Source organism: Ruegeria sp. CDSC025 (genome assembly GCF_059610805.1).
Window position 1 is genome coordinate 29,315 of the sequence record NZ_JBXWOJ010000002.1, and the last position, 21,675, is coordinate 50,989.

Consider the following 21,675-nt stretch of genomic DNA (forward strand, 5'->3'; position numbering starts at 1 on the left):
TCAATGAGCGATTACTACGATCTGGGCACGCATTCCTGTCCGGTAAGCACCTCTTCGCCCGATGCGCAACTGTGGTTCGACCGGGGGCTGGTCTGGACCTATAGCTATAACCACGAAGAGGCCGTCGTCTGTTTTCAGCGCGCGCTAGAGCATGACCCGAACTGCGCCATGGCCCATTGGGGCGTCGCCTATGCGGCGGGGCCGAATTACAACATGCCCTGGGACCTGCACGATGACGCGGGCCGGCAAAAGGCGCTGACGCTGGCCTATGATGCGACGCAGCTGGCCATGTCTCTTGCGGGCGAATGTACGCCGGTTGAACAAGCGTTGATCCGCGCGCTTCCCGCCCGCTATCCCCAGCGCGAAGCCATTGACGACATGCACAACTGGGATCACGATTTTGCCGATGCCATGCGCGCAGCGTTTGCATCGCAGCCCGCTCATCTGGACCTGCGCACGATCTATCTCGAAGCGCTTTTGAACCTCACTCCCTGGCAAATGTGGGATTTGACGACCGGCCAGCCCGCCGAAGGGGCCGCCACGGTCGAGGCGCAAAAAGCGCTGGAGGAGGCGATGGCTGATGATCCAGCAGCGATGTCTCATCCCGGGTTACTGCATCTTTATGTCCACCTGATGGAGATGTCTCCGACCCCGGAAAAAGCGCTGAAAGCGGGGGATGTTCTGCGGACGCTGGTTCCCGATGCGGGCCATTTGGTGCATATGCCCACCCATATCGATGTGCTGTGCGGCCATTACCAGAACGTCGTCCACTGGAACCAAAAAGCCGTTGAGGCCGACCTGAAATATTACGAACGCGAAGGCGCGTTCAACATCTACACCGGCTACCGCCAGCACAATTATCATTTTGTCATATATGGCGCCCTATTTCTGGGACAGATGGAACCTGCTCTGCGGGCCAATCAGGGATTGTGGGACACCACCCCCGAAGACATGCTGCGCATAGAAAGCCCCCCCATGGCGGATTTCTTCGAAAGTTACATGTCAATGGGGCCGCATATCCTCATCCGGTTTGGCCGTTGGGAAGAGGCAATGGCGCTTGAGCTGCCCTCGGACCCCGATCTGTACTGCACTCTCACGGCAACCACGCTTTATGCCCGGGCCATTGCTTTTGCCGCCACTGGGCAGGTCAGCGAAGCCGAAGCCGAAGAGCAGTTGTTCCTCGCTGCCAAGGCCCGCGTGCCAGAATCGCGATTGCTGCACAATAACCGCGTGATCGACCTGCTGGACATTGCCCGCGAAATGCTGCGTGGCGAAATCGAGTATCGCATGGAAAACTACGATGCGGCCTACGCCCATCTGCGCCGCTCGGTCGAACTGGACGACACCTTGCCCTATGACGAGCCATGGGGATGGATGCAGCCCACTCGTCACGCGTTGGGTGCATTGCTGTTCGAACAAGGGCATACCGCCGAAGCCGAGGCCATATACCGCGAGGATTTGGGGTTGGGCGGTACGCTCAGCCGTGCCTCTGTCCATCCTGACAATGTCTGGAGCCTCAAGGGCCTGCATGACTGCCTGAAGGCGCGCGGTGAGACGGTTGAGATCGTGCAGATCAAACAACGGCTCGATCTGGCTCTGGCCCGTGCGGACCGGGCTGTTGGGGCGTCCTGTTTCTGTGCCCAAGCCGCCATGAGGGCCGCCGAATGAGATACGCCCTGCTATTCGCTTTGCTCTGCAGCCCGGCGCTGGCGGATCGACAATCCTTTCCGCCGGTCGACGAAGCTGAGCGGGATTCAACCCTTACCGAATTCCGCAGCGAGCTGCTGAACATGGTAGCGGCGCACGACGTCGATGGCCTGCTGTCCGTTGCCTGCCCGGACATCTACCTGAGCCACGGCGGCGATGGCGGCCCGAACGAGCTGCGCGAATATCTTACCCCAGGCCCTGCCACGTCCGAACAAGATTATGAAAGGGATAAGGACGTTGAAACCTATTGGTCCGATCTGGAAAACACCCTGTCTCAGCCCGGCTATTTCAACGAAGACGGCGAGTTCTGGATGCCCCACCAATGGCAGCTCACCCTACCCGCTTCGCTGGATCCGGCGTTGGCCTATTTTGTGACCGCTCAGGATGTAACTCTGCGCAGGGCACCGAACCGAGGTGCGGCGATACTGGACCTCATCAGCTATGAGGTTGTCATCATCCGCGACTTCTCCCCCATCGCGCAATACCAGAGGGTTCTGCTGACTGATGGGGGTCAGGGCTATATGCACAGCGATTTCCTGTGGCCCATGACTGGTTACCGGGCAGCATTGGCAAAATCCGAAACTGGCGAATGGCAGTTGTGCACCTTTGTCAGCGGTGACTAGGCTTTGGCCTTTTTCTTTTCGGCCACAAGTTTTTCCGCCAGATCGCGGGCGATGGCAAATGCCCCCTTGATCTTGTCGCTATCCTTCTTCCAATCGCGGCGCACGACGATCTTGTTATCCTTGACCTTGGCCAACCCGCGCTGGTTCTGGATGAACTCGACCAGCCCCTGAGGCGAGGCAAATTTGTCGTTGTGAAACTGGATCGTCGCGCCTTTGGGCCCGCCATCTAGCTTTGCAATCCCCGCCCGTTTGCACATCGCCTTGATGCGCACGACCAGCATCAGGGTGTTGACCTCTTTCGGCAGCGTGCCAAAGCGGTCGATCAATTCAGCGGCGAAGCCTTCCAATTCCACCTTGGTCGACAGCGACGACAAACGGCGATACAGGCCCAGGCGGACATCCAGATCGGGCACATAATCCTCTGGGATCAGGACAGGGACGCCAAGATTGATCTGCGGCGCCCATTGGTCATCTGCATCCGACAGGCCTTCCATCTCACCGGCTTTGATCTTGGCAATCGCCTCTTCCAGCATCGACTGGTAGAGTTCATAACCCACATCGCGCATTTGGCCCGACTGCTCCTCGCCCAACAGGTTACCCGCCCCTCGAATATCAAGGTCCTGAGACGCCAACGTGAACCCCGCCCCCAGCGTGTCGAGCGAGCCCAGAACGCGCAGGCGTTTTTCGGCCGTGGCAGTCAGACGGGCGCGCGGTTTTGTTGTCAGATAGGCATAGGCGCGGGTTTTCGACCGCCCGACCCTGCCGCGGATCTGATAGAGCTGCGCCAGCCCGAACATATCCGCCCGGTGCACAACCATCGTATTTGCAGTCGGGATATCCAGCCCGCTTTCCACAATCGTGGTGGCCAGCAAGACATCGTATTTCCCGTCGTAGAACGCATTCATCCGATCGTCGAGTTCCCCCGCCGCCATCTGCCCATGCGCCACCATATAAGTCAGCTCGGGCAGTTGCTCTTTCAGGAATTCCTCTATCTCGGGTAGGTCCGAGATGCGCGGGACGACATAGAAACTCTGCCCACCACGGTAATGTTCACGCAGCAGGGCTTCGCGGATCGTGACCGCGTCGAACTCACTGACATAGGTGCGGATCGCCAGCCGGTCGATGGGAGGTGTGCCGATGATCGACAGGTCACGCACGCCGGTCAGGGACAGTTGCAGCGTTCGTGGAATCGGCGTCGCGGTCAGGGTCAGGACGTGGATATCGCTACGCAGCTGTTTCAGACGCTCCTTGTGGCCAACACCGAAATGCTGTTCCTCGTCGATGATCAGCAGACCCAGATTGTTGAACCGAATCCCTTTTGCAAGCAAGGCATGGGTGCCGATCACAATATCCACCGTGCCGCGCGCCAACCCGTCACGGGTCTGTTGCGCCTCTTTGGCCGAGATGAAGCGGGACAGCTGCCGCACCTCAAGCGGGAAGCCCCGGAAGCGATCCTTGAAGCTGGCCGCGTGCTGACGCGCCAACAGCGTTGTCGGTGCGATCACCGCCACTTGCACGCCCGACATTGCGGCAACGAAAGCGGCACGCATTGCGACCTCGGTCTTGCCAAAGCCCACGTCGCCACAAATCAGACGATCCATCGGCGCGCCGGAATGCATGTCTTCCATGACCTCACCGATTGCGCGCAGCTGATCGTCAGTTTCCTGATAGGGAAAGCGCGCACTGAACTCCTCCCACGCGTGCGGAGGCGGGTCCATGATCGGGGCCTTGCGCAAGGCCCGTTCGGCAGCGATGCGGATCAGCTTATCCGCCATCTCGCGAATGCGCTCTTTCAGCTTGGCCTTCTTGGCCTGCCACGCGCCGCCACCCAATCGGTCCAGCAGACCCTCATCATGACCGTATCGCGACAGCAGTTCGATATTTTCGACTGGCAGGTACAGTTTGGATTGTTCTGCGTATTCCAGCAGCAGACATTCATGGGCGGCACCGGCCGCCGTCACGACTTCCATCCCCAGATAACGCCCGATGCCATGATCCACATGGACCACCAAATCACCCGGGCTAAGGGATTGAGTTTCGGTCAGGAAATTCTCGGCCTTGCGGCGCTTTTTGGGTTGCCGGATCAGCCGATCGCCCAGCACATCCTGTTCGGCGATCACGGTCAGGTCGGGCGTTTCGAACCCGTGCTCCAGCGCCCAGACGGCCAGATGCAGCCCGCGTTTGCCGATGCGCGTACCGTCGGGCACGGGGATCGCCTCGGCAAGGCCTTCATCCTCGATCAGCCCAGTCAGACGTTCGCGGGCCCCTTCGGAATAAGAGGCAATCAGAACCGGCCCCTTGGCCATTTTGTCGGTGATATGGCTGGCCAGTGCTCCGAACAAGCTGATGCTTTCCTGCTGGCGTTCCGGGGCAAAGTTGCGCCCGATCCGACCACCAGCATCGATCACCCCGGGCCCAAGGGCCTGAGGCAATGCATTGAATTGCAGAACGCGCCTATCGCCGACAGCTTGTTCCCAAGCAGTGTCATCCAGATACAGTAGGCCCGGTGGTGTCGGTTTATACACCGTGTCCATGCGCAACCGGTTCTCCAGTGCGAGCCGCCGCGTTTCGTATTGATCGGCAATGGTTTCCCAACGTGCCAAACGGGCAGGCGTGACCTGATCATCCAGCGAGATTGTGGCACCAGGCAGATAATCAAACAGCGTTTCAAGCTTTTCGTGAAAGAACGGCAACCAATGCTCGATGCCTTGATGCTTGCGGCCTGCGCTGACGGCCTCGTACAGGGGATCATCGGTGCCCGCCGCACCAAACTCGATGCGATAATTCTGCCGAAACCGGGTGATGGCGGCGTCATCTAGAATGACCTCGGACACTGGCGCCAGCTCCACAACAGCCAGCTTTTCGGTCGTACGTTGCGACACCGGATCAAACCGACGTGCTCCATCCAGAACATCCCCGAACAGGTCCAGCCGCACCGGCCCGGATTCGCCGGGCGGGAAAATGTCGATGATGCCCCCTCGAACGGCATAGTCGCCGGGCTCCATCACCGTGGGGCTTTGCGTGAAGCCCATGCGCACAAGGAAATTCCGCAACGCGGTTTCATCAATGCGGTGATCGACACGGGCGGTAAACGCCGCCTCTCGCAGCACTGCACGGGCGGGCACGCGTTGGGTTGCGGCGTTCAGAGTTGTCAACAGCACGTATTGCTGCGGCATCTGGTGCACAAGTGCGGCAAGGGTGGCCACACGCGCTGCCGAGATATCCGCATTGGGCGATACCCGATCATATGGCAGACAATCCCAACCTGGGAACACAAATACCGGCATGTCAGGCGCAAAAAAGGCAAGCGCCGCGCGCATCGCCTCTAGCCGTTTGTCATCACGCGCAACATGGCACACCGGCCCGCCCGAGCGCGCCAGCTCATTCAGGACAAGCTGTGCGTCAAACCCTTCGGGGGCGCCGCCAACGATTACTTGGTTCGGACCCGTCATCGCCAAGCCTTTCTGATTTTACCAACCCGGGACGCCGATGGAAAAATTCTGGTACATACCCCAAAGCGAAGTGATCAAGATCGAAATCATACCAACTATCTGGGTATAGATCCGGCAGCGCGTAAGAATCTTGGAAATATACTCCAGACTGGGTGTTTCCCGGCGCAGTTTCCGTGCGGCTGATACATTGATCAGCACGACAAGACAAATCGGAAACAGCAACAAAAACACGGCCTGCGCGAATTCGACACCGTAATAGAACCCCAAAGTGGCGAGGCCCGTGAACAGAAAACAACTAAACGCTAATATCGCGAGGCCGGATACATCCAATATATAGAGCAATCGGTTTCCGTTAATGCGGACGATATCCATCAAATCCTGTTCCGATTGCCCACCTACCCGTCTTGCGCGCACAACAAGGTCATACGGCACGCCCATGGCCCAGTGGCTGGCCGATGACCACAACACCGCAAGCCCGATCCAATACCAGAGATTCGAAAAGCTGCGCATGTCGATGAGTTCAAAAATCGAAGAGTATAAGTCCACGCGTCAGCCCTTAATTTCCGTCTTCAGGGACCTTCTTCGCAAAGACGCGTCCATCGTTACCCTTGAGACTACACGGAATTCATGCCACCCAATGCTGGAATTTACAAGGAGAGCGCGTCATGAAACCGACCATTGCCCCCTATCCTCTGGCCCGTTTTCGTCGAACACGCCAATCACAGGCGGTGCGGGCGCTGGTCCGCGAGAATACACTGACCACCGATGATCTGATCTGGCCGGTTTTCGTCCGAGACGGCGAAGGTATTGAAGAGCCTGTCCCCTCGATGCCTGGTGTCATGCGCCGCTCGGTCGATCTGATCGCACAGGCTGCGGTCGAAGCGCAGGCCCTGGGTATCCCGGCAATCTGCATCTTTCCCTACACCGACGCCTCCCTAAAGACCGAAGATTGCGCCGAAGCGTGGAACCCCGATAACCTGTCCAACCGAGCCATTCGCGCCATCAAGAAAGCCGCACCCAATATCGCGGTGATGACGGACGTGGCGCTGGACCCATACAATATCAACGGCCACGACGGTTATGTGGTCGATGGTGAGATAATAAACGATCAAACGATCGAGGCGCTGGTAAAGATGACGCTGGCGCAAGCAGATGCGGGCGCCGACATCATCGGACCGTCAGATATGATGGATGGCCGGATCGGTGAAATGCGGCGCGCCCTGGAAGGCGCAGACCATCACAACGTGATGATCCTCAGCTATGCGGCCAAATATGCGAGTGCGTTCTACGGACCGTTCCGAGATGCAGTGGGCGCCTCGGGCGCGCTGACGGGGGACAAAAAGACCTATCAGATGGACCCCGGAAACTCGGACGAGGCGCTGCGCATGATCGAGCGTGACCTGACCGAAGGCGCAGACATGGTCATGATCAAACCCGGCATGCCCTATTTGGACATCTGCCGCCGGGTCAAGGACACGTACGGTGCGCCAACCTATGCCTATCAAGTCTCGGGCGAATACGCGATGATACAAGCCGCGGCTCAGAACGGCTGGATCGACGGAGAGAAGGTCATGCTCGAAAGTCTGCTGGCGTTCAAACGCGCGGGATGCGACGGGATCCTGACCTATTTCGCGCCTCAGGCCGCCCGGATCCTGCAGGGCTAATCCCCCGCGTTTCCGCGATTTTTCGCCGACTATCTTTGGTCACCCGGCAGCTTTCCCGTGACACGAGGCGACAATCGGCGTATTCTTGCGGACAAGATCGGGAGCACCCGACAATCAGGCATTTATACAGAGATAAAAAACATGAGCAGTTCCAAACCTACTCGATTAAGCCGTCGTGGCTTTGCTTTTGGCATGGCCGGTCTGTCAGTGACCGCCGCCTGCGGCAATGGCGTCGGCAGTTCCAACGCAGCGACGATTGACGCCCGTGTGGATGCGACATTGAACCAGATGTACGCCACCTACCCCAACACGCTCGAAATCGCGAACAAGGCCAACGGCATGCTGGTCATGCCTCTGATAACCGATGCCGGACTAATCGTCTTTGGCGGTGCCTACGGCACAGGCGCGCTACGCATTCAGGGCGCGACAGTTGATTACTATTCCGCAATTTCGGGAACCGCGGGCCTGCAAATCGGTGCCCAGCAATATGCGCATGTCCTGTTCTTCATGACACAGGATGCGTTGAACGATTTCCGCCGTTCCAGCGGATGGACCGCCGGGGCCGAAGTCGGCTACGTGGTCGATGCGACGGGCGACTCTCTGTCGACCGACACCACCACCCTGCGTTCGCCGGTTCTGGCGGCGGTCTTCGGACAGGCAGGGCTAAAGTTCGGCGCGACGGTCGAAGGCACGAAATACACCCGCATCATTCCCTGATACCGGACTACCCTCCCCCTTCAAGAAACCCCGCTTTCGGCCTTTGGACCGAGGCGGGGTTTTTCATTCAAACTGCGGTAAACACGCATGTTCTCATGCGGTTCCTCTTTCGATCCGTCCAGCCATCCTCTAGTGTCTGCACAATCATAGAGTGAACGGAAATGTGACCGCTGATGGGAATTGTCTTTCGCTGGCTAGTGCGTATCGCCTCGGGTCTTGTTCTGCTGACATTGGCGGCTGTGATGCTGGTGTATTTTCTGGCCAGTCAATCCCTGCCGGATTACGATCAGACCGTTAAAGTTGATGGCCTGACTGCGCCGGTTGAGGTTGTCAGGGATACTGCGAATGTTCCCCATATTCTGGGCGCATCAGACCCGGATGTCTTCTTTGGGCTTGGCTATGCCCATGCACAGGATCGCCTCTGGCAGATGACCGTTCTGCGCCGGACAGCGCAGGGACGATTGTCCGAAGTCTTTGGCGCTCGCACTGTTCATATCGACAAGCTGTTGCGACGGTTTGATCTGTACGGGCTTGCACACCGGTCGGTACAAGCCCAGGACGACTATACCAAAGAGGCCCTGCGCGCTTATGCTGCCGGGGTGAATGCACGACTGGCCGAGATTAACGAAAACGCATTGGGCCGTGGTGCGCCAGAGATGTTTTTGTTCAACGCGCCTGTATCGCCCTGGCAACCGGGCGACAGCCTGGCGGTCATCAAACTCATGAGCCTGCAACTTTCTGGCCATCTTGAGGATGAAGTGCTGCGCGCGCGCACATCGCTTATGCTGGATGACCAGACCCGACTGGCGGATATTCTGCCTGATGTTCCCGGGCCGGGAATCGCCGCTCTGCCCGAATACGCCGCCCTGTTTCCCAACCTGCCCAGATATGCGGCCGGATCGTCGATGCCGGACACGCCCATCTCGCCCTTTCCAAAGCGCGGATTGGCCGGAGCATCGAACGCATGGTCTGCGGCGCCAACAAGATCGGCCAGCGGCGGGACGCTTTTGGCCAATGACCCGCATCTGGGTTTCACAGCGCCGGGTATCTGGTATCTGGCCCGTCTGGAACTGGCCAAAGGCGGCGTGATCGGCGCCACGATCCCGGGTATTCCGGCGGTGATGACTGGACGCAGTGATCGACTGGGCTGGGGGCTGACCTCATCCTATCTGGATGATCAGGACATCCATATCGAGCAGCTGAACCCGGAAAACCCCGAGGAATACCTGACCCCCGACGGATACAAGACCTTTCGCAACCGCCCCTCGATCATCGAGATCAAAGACGAAGCCCCCATCACCCTGACCCTGCGCTGGACCGAGAACGGACCGGTTCTGCCGGGCACCCATTACGATCTTGGGACGATCACGCCGCCGGGTCATGTCGCCTCGCTGTCCTGGACAGCCCTGAGCGCACAGGACACATCCATGTCAGCCTCGATGGCGCTGATGAATGCGGACACTGTCCGACAAGCCATCACCGCAGCCGAGCTGTTCATGGCGCCATCTCAGAACCTGTCATTGGTCGACAAGGACACCATCGGCATGAAGCTGATCGGTGCAATGCCGCACCGTGCCGCAAAGAACCAAAGCCGGGGGCGTATTCCGACGCCTGGCTGGCTGGCCGAAAACCGGTGGCAAGGCCGCCTGCCCTATGCTGACAACCCCGAATTCGTCGCACCTGCGGGCGGCATTCTGGGCAACACAAACAACAAGATCATCGACCGGCCATTTCCTGAACATGTCTCATATGAATGGGGGGATACGCAGCGCATCCATCGCTGGGAACGGCTAATGCAATCGCGCGAGGTACACACGCGCGACAGCTTTATCGAGGCACAGCTGGACACTGTCAGCTTTACCGCCCGCTCTCTACTTCCGCTGATCGGGGCTGATCTGTGGTACACCGGCGCCTCTGCCCCCGAAGGCACCCAGGAACGCCAGCGCCAGATCGCGCTGAACCTTTTGGCCGAGTGGAATGGCGAGATGAATGAACACCTGCCAGAACCCCTGATCTACGCTGCTTGGGTTCGGGCGCTGCAAATCCGGTTGATCGCAGATGAGCTTGGCCCCCTGGCGGCTGAATACAAACATGTCGAACCACTGTTCATCGAACGTGTCTATCGCGACATCGACGGAGCTTCGGCCTGGTGTAATGTGCGTCAGAGCGCGCCGACAGAGACCTGCACCGATATGGCGCGCATGGCACTGGACGATGCGCTGATCTGGATTTCCGAAAAATACGGAGGATCGCTGGAATCCCTGCGCTGGGGTGACGCGCACCAGGCGACGCATGACCACCCGGTTCTGGGATCGGTTCCGGTGCTGCGATTCTTTGTGAATATCCGACAGTCCACCAGTGGTGGCGACAACACCCTGCTGCGTGGCAGAACATCGGGCGAAGGCCCTGATCCGTTTCAGAACGTGCACGGTGCAGGCTATCGCGGCGTATATGATTTTGCGGATCCCGACAGCTCGGTCTTTATCACGGCTACGGGCCAGTCGGGTCACTTCCTGTCACGCTACTATGACGATCAGGCCCAGCTTTGGCGTCGGGGTGAATACATCCCGATGTCCCTGGACCTTGACCTGGCACATGCAGCCGCTGTCGGAGTGACCACCCTTATCCCCCGCTAAGGTCCGTGCTTCGGCAAGACCTCGCCCGTTTATTTTCCATCGCGTGGACGCTGAATGGCGTTTGGCATACGATCCAAAGGCCTAGGATTTGTGTGCGGGGGACCAAATGGCCAGTATCCGGGATAAGCTGAACAATCTCGCGCGGGATTATGCGATCGCCTGGAGCTCGGGCGACCCCGAGGCTGTCGCCGGTTTCTTTGCGCCCGACGGGCAGATCACGATCAACCGTGGAGAACCGATCATAGGCCGCGCCGCGGTGGCGGAAATGGCGCGCGGGTTTTACACTGATTTCCCCGATCTTGAGGTCCGCTGCGACATGTTTCGCTGGGCGGGAAGCCACGCAATATTTGTCTGGACCCTTGAAGGGCAGCATTCCAAGACCGGCAACGACGTCGTGACGCGGGGTTGGGAAGAATGGGAAATGACCGACACCAATCAGGTCCAGACCTCTCTGGTTTGGTTCGATGCCGAGGATTTTCAGCGCCAGATTGACGGCTGATCACGGACCACTTTGTTCGATGGGTATAGGAAAGTTCTTCCCCAGTCAGGGTTCAAAGCGCTGCGTATTGCGAAGCTTGTTTCTCTGTCCACAGCACGTCGATCACAAAGCCATCTTCGGTCTGCTTTTCGGACCGCACGACCTCCTGGCGGAACAACCACGCGCGCTTGTTGCCTTCGGCAAATCCCAGTTCCAGCGTTGCCTCAGAACGTACGCCCTGTAGCGTGACGGCAATTTCCGCCAAAAGCGGGGCGATCCCTTCGCCGGTGACGGCTGAAATCGCGAAAATCCCCTGATCCCGCTCTGCCCGCGCCGTCGCTGCTTCGCGCTCATCCGGGGACAGCAGGTCGATCTTGTTCCAGACCTCAATCCGGGGCCGCGTATCGTCAATACCCAGTGAAGTCAGGATAGTTTCGACATCCTTCGCCTGCGCCTCAGATTCATCGTGGCTGATATCGCGTACGTGAACCACGATATCAGCGCCCAACACTTCCTCCAGCGTGGCCCGGAATGAGGCGACCAACTCGGTGGGCAGGTTCGAAATGAACCCCACCGTGTCCGACAGGATCACTTCGGGACCGTCAGGCAGTTCGACCCGGCGCATGGTGGGGTCCAAGGTGGCAAACAACATGTCCTTGGCCATGACATCGGCCCCGGTCAGGCGGTTGAACAGGGTTGATTTGCCCGCGTTGGTATAACCTACCAACGCCACAATCGGATATGGCACCTTGGCCCGCGCGGCGCGATGCAGCGTGCGGGTCTTGACCACCTTCTGCAACTGACGACGCAAGCGCACCAGTTGTTCATCAATGGCCCGGCGGTCCGCTTCGATCTGGGTCTCACCCGGGCCACCCACAAAGCCCAATCCGCCCCGCTGCCGTTCCAAGTGGGTCCAGGCACGCACCAGCCGGGTCCGCTGGTAACTCAGCGCGGCCATTTCCACCTGCAATACGCCCTCACGGGTGCGCGCGCGGTCGCTGAATATTTCGAGGATCAGCCCGGTCCGGTCGAGGATCTTGACCTTCCACGCCTTTTCAAGATTGCGTTGCTGAACGGGCGTAACCGATCCGTCGATCAAAACCAGCTCGACTTCGTTCTCGTGCAACCGTTCGGCCAGTTCCTCGATCTTGCCGCTACCGAACAGAAAACCGGCCTGCGCCCGAGGTAAGCGCACAACTTCGGATCCGATCACATCAAGGTCGGGCAATGCAGCGGCCAGCGCCACCGCTTCTGCCAGCGCCGGTCCTGGAACGCGGCGCTGTTCATCTGATTTGATTTCCGGATGCAGCACCCACGCTCGGGTGCGCACCCTTTCATGTTCCATCAAGAGGCGTCTTCGCCCTCATACAGGCTGATCGGCTGCGATGGCATGATGGTCGAAATCGCGTGTTTGTAGACCAGCTGCGACTGTCCGTCGCGGCGCAACAATACGCAGAAGTTGTCGAACCAGGTGATCACACCCTGCAATTTCACACCGTTGATCAGGAAAATTGTGACCGGGACTTTTGCTTTCCGTACATTATTCAGGAACGCGTCCTGCAGATTCTGTCTGTCCGAAGCCATATTCTTATAATCTCGCCATTGTTCTTGCTACGCGCTGCGGACCAACGCGCTCCCTCCGGCGGAGTATGGAGTGTCGTTAACTGATATTCCAGATGAAAAATCAGTCACTAGCATGGTTATTGTTTCTTAACCCCTCAATAGAGCGGGTGTGATCAAGGCAATAATCGCCAGCGTTTCCAATCTGCCGATCACCATAGCGGCACACATGGTCAGCTTGGCACCGCCCGAAAGGTCGATCAATCGGATAGGAACATCGGTTGCCAATTCGATCAACGGCCCTGTCGTACTCAGCGCGGCAACGCTAAGCACCATAGCGTGTTCGAACCCCGTACCCATGGCAGCAAGCAACACATTGAACACAGCAGCTGTCAGGGCAAACATCATGAAAAATATCCAAGCGATAAAGGCCCCATCGCTTTGGATGCGACGGTTTCCGCCACCTACTCCGCTGACCGAAGACGGGTAAATCAAACGGTCAATTTCGCGCGCGCCGTTAAGGTACAGAGCGAAAACCCGCAACAGCTTTACCCCGCCCGCCGTTGTTGCAACTCCACCGCCGATCAGCGCAAGCCCCATCAGGATCAATCCCGGGGTGCCCAGACCGGAAATTTGCTGGGCATCATCCCAGTTTGCACTTTCGAACCCTGCGGTTGTCAGAAATGACAAGACCGTAAAAATCATGCCCCAAATTACGCTCAACGCCTGAAGAGGCTCCATCTGGCCGCCAATTTCGCTGACGCCGGCAAGAACCCTGAAGAAAAGCAGCGCCGCTACGCCTGCAACGATCATGAGCCCGATCCGGAACTCGGGGTCCTTATCCAGCCGCGAATATCCGGAGGTAGCTGTGTCCGAGGAAAAGGTAAGACGCGACAAAGCGAAGAACAGGAACAGAAACAGGATGGCCTCACCGGTTACCCCGGCCTGCGCTCCCTCAAGCCCACCAACCGGTGAGATACCCGATGTGGCCATGGTTGACATCGCATGACAGATGGCGGTCAGACCCTGCTCTCCTGCGATCACGAGCAACAGCCAAATGACAGCGGTCAGCCCGACATAAACCGGCGTCAAAGTCAGCGTGACACGGATTAGACGCCCGCGAGGGTCTACCATCTCGCTTTGCGCCACGCCTGAAACCGGGCGACCGGGTTGACCGCGGGCTGTCACCTCGAACCCGCCCAGCGACAACGGCGCGAGAATCGCAGCCGCTGAAATCCACATCAAAAGCCCGCCCATCCATCCGACCTGAGCCCGCCAAAGGTGTAACGGCGCCGACAACCGGTCTGGATCTGGAAACAAATCAGCCCCGGTAGTGGTCAATGCGCTGACCATGTCGAAATAGGCGTTCAGAAAGCTCGTATTGCCCAACGCATCATGCAGAGGGATCGCAAGAAACAAGGGCAATACGGTGAAGCAGCCTAACAAGACCGCCAACTGGCCCAATGTCCCTCGACGCGGCATTCTGTTGGATGTTGCCAGCGAGATGATCCCGACCACGAACAACCCCAGCAACCCAGAATAGAAGAACGACCGGGACGTGTCGTGATCATCCAGCACCAGCGCAAATATGGCAGGCATCCACATAGCGGCGGCAAAAATACCCCAGATCAGAAGAAACAGCGGCAATCGCCGTATAAGGCTAACCTGTTTTTTCCGTGCATGCGCCATCAGAAGAAATCGATCGAGACCTGCATCAGCCGTTCCACCTCGGGGACGTCTTTGGCCAAGGCAAAAATCGCCACCACATCCTTTTCTTCAATCCTGAGACTACCGGTGGGGCGCAACATCTCATCGCCCTTACGCACGGCGCCAACCAGCACACCTTCGGGGAAATCAATGTCGCGCAGCCTCTGCCCGGCCATGGGCGAGGTTGAAAGTACTTCGGCCTCGATCACTTCGGCCTCTGCATCTCCGATGGAGTAGACCTGCCGCACGCGTCCGTGCCGAATATGGCGCAGAATCGAACTGACGGTGGTGGCGCGGGGGTTGATATAGGCGTCGATACCCAGCGGCCCCATCAGGGCAACCATGCTGGGATCATTGATCAGTGCAATCGCCAGAGCACAACCTTCGGCCTTGGCACGCACGGCAACCAACATATTTACACGGTCATCATCCGTGACGGCCAACATTGCATCCGCGCGTTCGATGCCAGCTTCGCGCAGCAGCGCCGCGTCCAGACCATCACCGTGAAGGACAATCGTTCGCTCAAGCGCTTCGGCTGCCACTTCCGCACAGTGGCGGTCTCGTTCAATTATCTTGGCACGAACGCGGCTTTCACGTTCTTCCAATGTCCGAGCAACTTCAAGACCGACATTACCACCGCCGACAATCACCACCCGGTCCTGCCGTTTTTGCGCCTTGCCGAAAACCTCCATCGTGCGGTCCACGTCTTTGACATTGCTAAAGACATAGCATTCGTCACCGACAAACAGCTGGTCCTCGGATTCCGGGGCAAACAGCGTACCCTCGCGCCGGACACCCACCACGATAGAGCTGAGCGTCGAAAACAGATCGGTCAGTTGCCGCAATGGCGTGTTCACGATCGGGCAATCCTCGGCGATGCGAATGCCAAGCAACTGCGCTTTGCCATCCATGAACATCTCGGTGTCAAAGGCGGATGGGGCAGACAACCGGCGCATCGCCGCTGCGGCAACCTCGCGCTCGGGGCTGATCACCACATCAATCGGCAGGTGATCGCGGCGATACAGATCTGAATGAATCGCCTCGAGATAGGATTTCGACCGAAGCCGGGCGATTTTGCGCTGAATGGAGAAAACCGAATGTGCCATCTGACAGGTGACCATGTTCACCTCGTCCGAATGGGTGGCAGCAATAATCATATCCGCATCGCGCGCGCCCGCTCGGTTCAGAACATCCGGATAGCTTGCAAATCCCGCAATCCCCTGAACATCCAAGGTTTCGGTCGCCCGTCGCACCAGATCAGGATTGTTGTCAACCACAGTAACGTCGTTCAACTCGCCCGAAAGATGCCGTGCAATCTGCCAGCCAACCTGACCCGCACCACAAATGATGACCTTCATGCTATTGGCCCTTCTGCCTGAAATCTTTGAATGACAGATGCCCCCCAGACGGTCAATTAGTTTGTAACACAAGCAAAGCTGAGGCAAGGTAAGCGTATGAAAACAATAGCTCTCACGATTTCTTTGACTCTGTTGCTAACTGCGTGTGGGCCGCTTTCCCTGTATTATCAAGAGGGCGAGACAGTTTCGCAAATGCAGTCGGAAACGACCGGATGTCAGGTTCAGTCCCTCAAAGACGCCCCCGTTGCCAATCAGGTGCGACAAGGGGCACCAACCTATTGGCCAGGTCGCACCTACTGCGATGGTCGGGGAAGGTGTCATCGCACCGGAGGCTGGTGGCAGCCCGGTCAGATCTATACGGTCGATGTGAACAAAGGGCTGCGCAACAAGCTGGAAGCACAATGCATGGCGCAGAAAGGCTATCGCCCGGTCAGCCTTCCGCCTTGCAAGCAGGGCGTAAAGTCGCGTGTTGCTGCGGTCCCAACAACACAGCTGCCACCGCTCAGCACAGATTCATGTTTCGTCAAATTCGACAACGGAACGTTTCAGATAATTACCCCAGGTCAGGCAGGGTAAAGGCCGGCGGATCACTCCGCCGGTTCAGCCTCGTCCAGTTGTGCAACTCGCGCCCCCGATTTGTTCGAGGTCACAACGCCCAGAGATTTAAGCTTACGATGAAGCGCGCTGCGTTCCATGCCGACAAAGCTGGCAGTGCGGCTGATATTGCCCCCGAACCGGTTGATCTGGGTCAGCAGATATTCACGCTCGAACGCCTCGCGAGCTTCGCGCAACGGCAAGGTCGCCAATGCCCCGGACAGAACGACGCGACCTGATTCATCGGCTTTTTCTTCTTCGTTTGGCAGCTCACGCGCTTCGATCGGGCCCGTACCGTCACCCAGAATGAGCACCCGTTCGATCAGGTTCTTAAGCTGACGCACATTGCCCGGCCAGGTCATGGTCTGCAGCAACGCGACAGCTTCGTCTGAAATCTCGCGCACCGGCAGGCCCTGGGATTCATTGCACATTTCAATAAAAAACTCGGCAAGAACCGGAATATCCTCGCGCCGATCTTCTAGCGAAGGCACCGAAATAGGCACAACATTCAGACGATGGTAAAGTTCTTCCCGAAAACGATCAGCGGCGATTTCTGCATCAAGGTCACGATTGGTCGAAGAGATCACCCGCAGGTCGACCCGAACCTTGTCGGTACCTCCAACCCGTTGAAACTGTTGATCAACCAGAACCCGCAGGATTTTTGACTGGGTTCCCATGGGCATATCTGCCACTTCATCAAAGTAGACGACGCCACCATGGGCCTCTTCCAACAGGCCTGCCTCAACCCCGCGTTCGGTAGTTTCACGGCCGAACAGAACCTCTTCAACGCGCTCCGGCTCGATCCCGGCACAGTTCACGGTTACGAAGGGCGCATTTGCCCGGTTCGATTCTGCATGGATATAGCGCGCGGCGATTTCCTTTCCTGAACCGGCAGGTCCTGTCAGCATCACACGCCCGTTGGACTTGGTAACCTTGTCCAGTTGGCTCTGCATTGCCCGGAACGAGGCCGATTTGCCGATCATATCCGAGCTTGTGACCTCTTTCCGCTTTAGCGAGGCGTTTTCGCGGCGCAGGCGCGAGGTTTCCATCGCGCGGCGGATCACAACCATCAGCTGGTCGATGTTAAAGGGCTTTTCGATAAAGTCATACGCCCCCTGCTTGATCGCAGCGACAGCGATTTCGATATTCCCGTGGCCCGAAATGATCACCACCGGAATGTCTGGGTTGTCGCGCTTTACAGTCTTCAGAATATCAATCCCGTCCATCCGGCTGTCTTTCAGCCAGATATCCAGGATCAAAAGCCCCGGGGGTTCGGAATTGATGGCTGCCATACACTCGTCCGAGTTGCCAGCCAGCCGGGTGGAATAGCCTTCGTCCTCGAGAATATCGGACACAAGCTCGCGAATATCACGCTCGTCATCTACAATCAGAATGTCGCTCATCTTTGGCCTGCTTTCAGTTTGTTTGTATCAATTGCCTGCTTTTTCGGCGCTGAATTTGAGGAAATATTGCTCACGGGCAAACGGATCACGGCCATTGCGCCAAAATGGTCCTGTCCGTCAAATACGGGGGCGTCCTCAAGTGTCAGCACCCCGCCATGTTCTTCGATAATCTTTTTGACGATCGGCAGCCCCAGCCCAGTGCCCTCGTCGCGTGTGGTCACGTAAGGCTCAAACAGCCGCGCACGATCTTCCGGCAAGCCGATACCGTTGTCGGCAATGGTAATTACTGTGCCCGCATCGTCACCGATCACAGTAACCTTGATCTGAGGCTTGAGGTTCTCAGGCGCCCCTTTTTGTTTCAGCGTTTCAATCGCTTCGCCTGCATTCTTGATCAGGTTGGTAAGCGCCTGATTCAGCATTGTTGCGTCTACATCACCTGAAATCGGCTGATCTGGAAGCATCGCTTCGATTTCGACATCCGGCTGACCGGCTTGCTGCAAAAGAACAGCCTCGCGCACCAACCCCACCAGATTCTCTTCGTGCCGATCCGGTTCCGGCATGCGCGCAAACTTTGAAAATTCATCCACGATCCGCCGCAGGTCATTCGTCTGGCGAACGATCACATCAGTCATGGATACAAGGATATCGCAATCATCCTCATCCAGTTTGGACGAAAACTTTCGTTTGATCCGCTCGGCGCTCAGTTGGATCGGGGTCAAGGGGTTCTTGATCTCATGTGCGATGCGGCGCGCCACATCACCCCAGGCTGCCATTCGCTGTGCACTGACCAGATCGGTCACGTCGTCAAAGGCAACCACATATCCTTCAAGCCCGCCATCTTCGCCGCGGCGGATCGCCATGCGGACCAAAAGGTTTTCCAAATGGCCTTTTCGCGTGACTTTGATTTCACCCTGCACAGCCTCTTGCCCGCTGTCCTTGAGACTTTCGAACAAAGGCATGAATTCGGGCACCGCAATTCCAATGGCAAGATGTTCCTCTCCACGGGACCAATCCAACAGGCGTTCGGCGGATCGATTCACAAACGTCACGCAACCATCGGGGTCGACACCAACAACACCAGATGTGACCGAGGTCAAAACCGAATCGAACAGCCGACGCCGGCGTTCGATCTGCCGTGTGTTCTCCAAAAGGGTATCGCGCTGCCCTTTCAACTGTCGGGTCATCTGATTGAAATAACGGCCCAGCATCGCAATTTCGTCATCGGTGGCTTCTTCGATAACCTGAACGCCCAGATCGCCTGCCCCGACACGCTGCGCAGCGGTGGTCAGGCGTCCAACCGGGCGCGAGAGACGCTCGGCGAACCACATTCCCAGCGACACTGCAGCCAGGATCAGGATCACGGCAAAACCCAGATAAAGCAGGCCGAATTCAAACAATACCCGTCCGCGTTCACTTTCAAGCTGTTGATAGAACTGGACTGTTTCCTTGGTATCGTCCAGCAGCGTCAGCAACTGCCCGTCCACTTCCCGGCTGACATAGAGATACCGATCAAGATAAGCCTTCAAAGGCACAAGCGCCCGAAATTCACTGTTTTGCCAATCGGCAATGATCAGCAATTCATTCTCAGTCGCCTGGGCCATCTGTTCGGAGGTCGGCTTTTCGAAGTTGAAAAGATAAGAGCGATCCCCCCGGGATCGGATTTCGCCATTTCCATCAATGACATAGGCCTCACGCAGACCGCGCTGGATTTGCGCCTGCCCTTGCGCCAGAACCTCTCGCAGTTCAGCATCGGAAATATAGAAATCGCGCGTCCGGGCATTGTCCAGAAAAAGCGCCAATACGACGGCGTCTTGCGTCAGGCCCTCTCGGTGTTCCTGTTCATAAGCTTCCGCAGCAGTAAGCGAGGATCCGACAACCTGCCTTACGCGGTCGGAAAACCAGCCCTCAAGACCAATATTCACCGTCAGACCGGCAAAGATTGCAACCGTGACAGTCGGCACCAGAGCCAACAGCGTGAAAGCTCCGATCAGTCGCAGGTGCAAACGGGACCCCGCGGATTTGGCCCGGCGCGCTGCAATCAGGTTGCCTACCTGACCCAGAACCAGCGCCGCAACCACGAGAACATAGACCAGATCCGCAAGCAGGATCAGGCGCAATGAGGGCGCGGTTGCCCCCAGATCGAATGGACCAATGACCAGATAAGTGGTCAAAGCCAGCACCGGGCCCAGCAAAACCAGACCCAAAGTTCCAAAATTGCGCAGCCTTCGGGATTTTCGCCACCGATTGACTGATAAAATCAGCCCGCTCTGTGCTCGGGTTGCCACCGTCTGCCCTCATCCTGATGTGCCGCTTGCGCGACTTACCGCCATATGTCGTGGTCGTTGCCCGGTCGAAACCCGGATGCCACGCTTTGTGTGGCGATATTACATCAGTTTGCGCCGCCGTGTCACCTGAATATCGAGCTCTGTTATCTTTTTGCGCAGCGTATTCCGGTTAATCCCTAGAAGATCAGCACATTTTGCCTGATTTCCCCCGGTCGCATCCAGGGCCAGTTCAATCAAAGGCGCCTCAACCTCACGCAAAATACGCTGATATAGACCCGGAGGTGGCAACATATTTCCATGTAGATCGAAATAGCGGCGCAGGTGGCGTTCGACCGAAGCCGAGAGCTTTTCGCGTTCTCCATTGCCCAGCACCGGCTCGGCTTCGGGTTGGCTGCCCAGCACCGACTCGACCTCGGTTTTGGAGATTTCATCGGCGCGGCTGGTCAAGCTCAAACGACGGACCGCATTTTCAAGCTGCCGTACATTTCCGGGCCAGGAATAGCGCCGTACCAGCTCGACCGCATCCGGACTGAACCAGCGTTTCGCGCCATGTTCGCGTTCTTCACGCGCCAGGAAATGATCCGCAAGCAAGGTGATATCATCGACCCTTTCGCGAAGGGCCGGAACATGCACTGTCGCACCGCAAAGGCGATAATACAGGTCTTGCCGGACGCGCCCGTTCTCCATGGCTTCGGTCAGGTCCGATTGGCTCGTAGCCATGAACCGAGGAACATGATCGCCTGGAGTGTCCATCATCCGAACGAGACGCGCCTGCAATTCGTCATCAATATCCGCGATCTCGTCGATAAGCAGCGTACCGCCCCGCACCCGTGCCATGACGCGCGCCGGGCCTTCAAGATCCCGCAGGTCGGCGGCAGTGGCCGTTACAAAGGGCAGCGTCCTGCGATCGGAAAAATCATGTATCGCTTTGGCGATCAACGACTTGCCCGTTCCACTCTCGCCCGAAATCATGACCGACAGATCGGTATTCATCACCCGCGCCACCAAGCGATACAGCGCCTGCATCACTGGTGTCCGCCCCACCAGAGGCAGCTCTTCCGGACGCTCTTGGGACGTGTTACCGGCATCTGACGGCGTGCGCTGTTTCTGTTCCAGCGCGCGCGCGGTACGCTTCATCAAATCCGGCAGGTCGAAGGGTTTCGGCAGATAGTCATAAGCTTCCGCCTCGGCTGCCTGGATGGCCGTCATGATCGTGTTTTGCGCCGAAATCACGATGACCGGTAATCCCGGTCGGTCCTGTGCGATTTTTGGCAACATCTCGAGCCCATTGCCATCCGGCATAACTACATCGGATATGACCACGTCGCCTTTGCCCTCGGCCACCCAACGCATCAAAGTGGTCAACGACGAGGTTGCATGCACCTTACACCCAGCGCGTGTCAGGGCCTGTGTCAGAACGGTCCGAATTGTGCGGTCGTCATCTGCAACCAGTACTGTTCCATCCATCAGGTGCTTTCCTTATTCTTGCTC

At 57.8% G+C, this 21,675-nt stretch carries 16 protein-coding genes; 7 read left to right on the plus strand and 9 right to left on the minus strand.

Features of this window, described 5'->3' with window-relative positions; all coding sequences use genetic code 11:
• Positions 1 to 3: 3 nt before the first annotated feature.
• Together AC2FH8_RS03295 and AC2FH8_RS03300 are read left to right on the plus strand one after the other, a co-directional pair.
• Positions 4 to 1,668 (plus strand): tetratricopeptide repeat protein, encoded by a 1,665-nt coding sequence (locus tag AC2FH8_RS03295; RefSeq protein WP_496688257.1) that lies wholly within the window; start codon positions 4 to 6, stop codon positions 1,666 to 1,668.
• Positions 1,665 to 2,330 (plus strand): SH3 domain-containing protein, encoded by a 666-nt coding sequence (locus AC2FH8_RS03300; protein ID WP_496688259.1) that lies wholly within the window; start codon positions 1,665 to 1,667, stop codon positions 2,328 to 2,330. The genes AC2FH8_RS03295 and AC2FH8_RS03300 overlap by 4 nt, the downstream gene beginning before the upstream one ends.
• Here the strand turns inward: AC2FH8_RS03300 and mfd are convergent.
• Positions 2,327 to 5,782, minus strand: a complete 3,456-nt coding sequence (gene mfd / locus AC2FH8_RS03305) for a transcription-repair coupling factor (protein WP_496688261.1) — start codon at positions 5,780 to 5,782, stop codon at positions 2,327 to 2,329. The genes AC2FH8_RS03300 and mfd overlap by 4 nt on opposite strands.
• Before the next feature lie 18 nt (positions 5,783 to 5,800).
• Positions 5,801 to 6,328 (minus strand): component of SufBCD complex, encoded by a 528-nt coding sequence (locus tag AC2FH8_RS03310; RefSeq protein WP_142633539.1) that lies wholly within the window; start codon positions 6,326 to 6,328, stop codon positions 5,801 to 5,803.
• Between the two features lie 119 nt (positions 6,329 to 6,447).
• Here AC2FH8_RS03310 and hemB point away from each other — a divergent pair, with 119 nt between their 5' ends.
• The 4 genes from hemB to AC2FH8_RS03330 all read left to right on the plus strand — a co-directional run bounded on the left by hemB (position 6,448) and on the right by AC2FH8_RS03330 (position 11,298).
• Complete coding sequence (hemB, locus tag AC2FH8_RS03315) at positions 6,448 to 7,446, plus strand: porphobilinogen synthase (RefSeq protein ID WP_496688263.1); 999 nt, start codon at positions 6,448 to 6,450, stop codon at positions 7,444 to 7,446.
• A gap of 141 nt (positions 7,447 to 7,587) precedes the next feature.
• Positions 7,588 to 8,163 (plus strand): lipid-binding SYLF domain-containing protein, encoded by a 576-nt coding sequence (locus AC2FH8_RS03320; protein ID WP_142633534.1) that lies wholly within the window; start codon positions 7,588 to 7,590, stop codon positions 8,161 to 8,163.
• A 173-nt stretch (positions 8,164 to 8,336) separates the two neighbouring features.
• Positions 8,337 to 10,799: a penicillin acylase family protein gene (locus AC2FH8_RS03325; RefSeq protein WP_496688265.1), complete on the plus strand. Its 2,463-nt coding sequence runs from the start codon at positions 8,337 to 8,339 to the stop codon at positions 10,797 to 10,799.
• A 106-nt stretch (positions 10,800 to 10,905) separates the two neighbouring features.
• On the plus strand, positions 10,906 to 11,298 hold the full coding sequence (locus AC2FH8_RS03330) for a nuclear transport factor 2 family protein (protein ID WP_142633530.1): 393 nt from the start codon (positions 10,906 to 10,908) through the stop codon (positions 11,296 to 11,298).
• A 52-nt stretch (positions 11,299 to 11,350) separates the two neighbouring features.
• On the opposite strand, the gene hflX is transcribed toward AC2FH8_RS03330, so the two are convergent.
• From hflX to trkA, 4 genes are all read right to left on the minus strand, one after another.
• Positions 11,351 to 12,622, minus strand: a complete 1,272-nt coding sequence (hflX, locus tag AC2FH8_RS03335) for a GTPase HflX (protein WP_496688268.1) — start codon at positions 12,620 to 12,622, stop codon at positions 11,351 to 11,353.
• On the minus strand, positions 12,622 to 12,861 hold the full coding sequence (gene hfq / locus AC2FH8_RS03340) for an RNA chaperone Hfq (RefSeq protein ID WP_010440340.1): 240 nt from the start codon (positions 12,859 to 12,861) through the stop codon (positions 12,622 to 12,624). The genes hflX and hfq overlap by 1 nt, the downstream gene beginning before the upstream one ends.
• Positions 12,862 to 12,987: 126 nt before the next feature.
• On the minus strand, positions 12,988 to 14,526 hold the full coding sequence (locus AC2FH8_RS03345; protein ID WP_282021921.1) for a TrkH family potassium uptake protein: 1,539 nt from the start codon (positions 14,524 to 14,526) through the stop codon (positions 12,988 to 12,990).
• Positions 14,526 to 15,902: a Trk system potassium transporter TrkA gene (gene trkA / locus AC2FH8_RS03350; protein ID WP_142633524.1), complete on the minus strand. Its 1,377-nt coding sequence runs from the start codon at positions 15,900 to 15,902 to the stop codon at positions 14,526 to 14,528. Before trkA ends, AC2FH8_RS03345 begins: the two co-directional genes overlap by 1 nt.
• A gap of 96 nt (positions 15,903 to 15,998) precedes the next feature.
• Here trkA and AC2FH8_RS03355 point away from each other — a divergent pair, with 96 nt between their 5' ends.
• Positions 15,999 to 16,478, plus strand: a complete 480-nt coding sequence (locus tag AC2FH8_RS03355; protein WP_142633522.1) for a hypothetical protein — start codon at positions 15,999 to 16,001, stop codon at positions 16,476 to 16,478.
• A gap of 11 nt (positions 16,479 to 16,489) precedes the next feature.
• Here the strand turns inward: AC2FH8_RS03355 and ntrX are convergent, their stop codons facing one another.
• The 3 genes from ntrX to AC2FH8_RS03370 form a co-directional block, all read right to left on the minus strand.
• The gene (ntrX, locus tag AC2FH8_RS03360) at positions 16,490 to 17,899 is read right to left on the minus strand and encodes a nitrogen assimilation response regulator NtrX (RefSeq protein WP_142633520.1); all 1,410 of its coding nucleotides are present in this window, start codon (positions 17,897 to 17,899) and stop codon (positions 16,490 to 16,492) included.
• Positions 17,896 to 20,184 (minus strand): sensor histidine kinase NtrY-like, encoded by a 2,289-nt coding sequence (locus AC2FH8_RS03365; protein WP_496688272.1) that lies wholly within the window; start codon positions 20,182 to 20,184, stop codon positions 17,896 to 17,898. Before AC2FH8_RS03365 ends, ntrX begins: the two co-directional genes overlap by 4 nt.
• Positions 20,185 to 20,283: 99 nt before the next feature.
• Entirely contained in the window at positions 20,284 to 21,651 is a 1,368-nt protein-coding gene (locus AC2FH8_RS03370) for a response regulator (RefSeq protein WP_281994544.1), read from the minus strand.
• Positions 21,652 to 21,675: the final 24 nt, after the last annotated feature.

What these genes read in the sequence shown, in the direction of transcription:
- hfq (WP_010440340.1), bottom strand. Translation starts at nt 12,861, where the DNA reads ATGGCTTCGGACAGACAGAATCTGCAGGACGCGTTCCTGAATAATGTA.
- trkA (WP_142633524.1), bottom strand. Translation starts at nt 15,902, where the DNA reads ATGAAGGTCATCATTTGTGGTGCGGGTCAGGTTGGCTGGCAGATTGCA.
- AC2FH8_RS03300 (WP_496688259.1), top strand. Translation starts at nt 1,665, where the DNA reads ATGAGATACGCCCTGCTATTCGCTTTGCTCTGCAGCCCGGCGCTGGCG.
- hemB (WP_496688263.1), top strand. Translation starts at nt 6,448, where the DNA reads ATGAAACCGACCATTGCCCCCTATCCTCTGGCCCGTTTTCGTCGAACA.
- AC2FH8_RS03320 (WP_142633534.1), top strand. Translation starts at nt 7,588, where the DNA reads ATGAGCAGTTCCAAACCTACTCGATTAAGCCGTCGTGGCTTTGCTTTT.
- AC2FH8_RS03295 (WP_496688257.1), top strand. Translation starts at nt 4, where the DNA reads ATGAGCGATTACTACGATCTGGGCACGCATTCCTGTCCGGTAAGCACC.
- AC2FH8_RS03355 (WP_142633522.1), top strand. Translation starts at nt 15,999, where the DNA reads ATGAAAACAATAGCTCTCACGATTTCTTTGACTCTGTTGCTAACTGCG.
- ntrX (WP_142633520.1), bottom strand. Translation starts at nt 17,899, where the DNA reads ATGAGCGACATTCTGATTGTAGATGACGAGCGTGATATTCGCGAGCTT.
- AC2FH8_RS03325 (WP_496688265.1), top strand. Translation starts at nt 8,337, where the DNA reads ATGGGAATTGTCTTTCGCTGGCTAGTGCGTATCGCCTCGGGTCTTGTT.
- hflX (WP_496688268.1), bottom strand. Translation starts at nt 12,622, where the DNA reads ATGGAACATGAAAGGGTGCGCACCCGAGCGTGGGTGCTGCATCCGGAA.
- AC2FH8_RS03330 (WP_142633530.1), top strand. Translation starts at nt 10,906, where the DNA reads ATGGCCAGTATCCGGGATAAGCTGAACAATCTCGCGCGGGATTATGCG.
- mfd (WP_496688261.1), bottom strand. Translation starts at nt 5,782, where the DNA reads ATGACGGGTCCGAACCAAGTAATCGTTGGCGGCGCCCCCGAAGGGTTT.
- AC2FH8_RS03370 (WP_281994544.1), bottom strand. Translation starts at nt 21,651, where the DNA reads ATGGATGGAACAGTACTGGTTGCAGATGACGACCGCACAATTCGGACC.
- AC2FH8_RS03345 (WP_282021921.1), bottom strand. Translation starts at nt 14,526, where the DNA reads ATGGCGCATGCACGGAAAAAACAGGTTAGCCTTATACGGCGATTGCCG.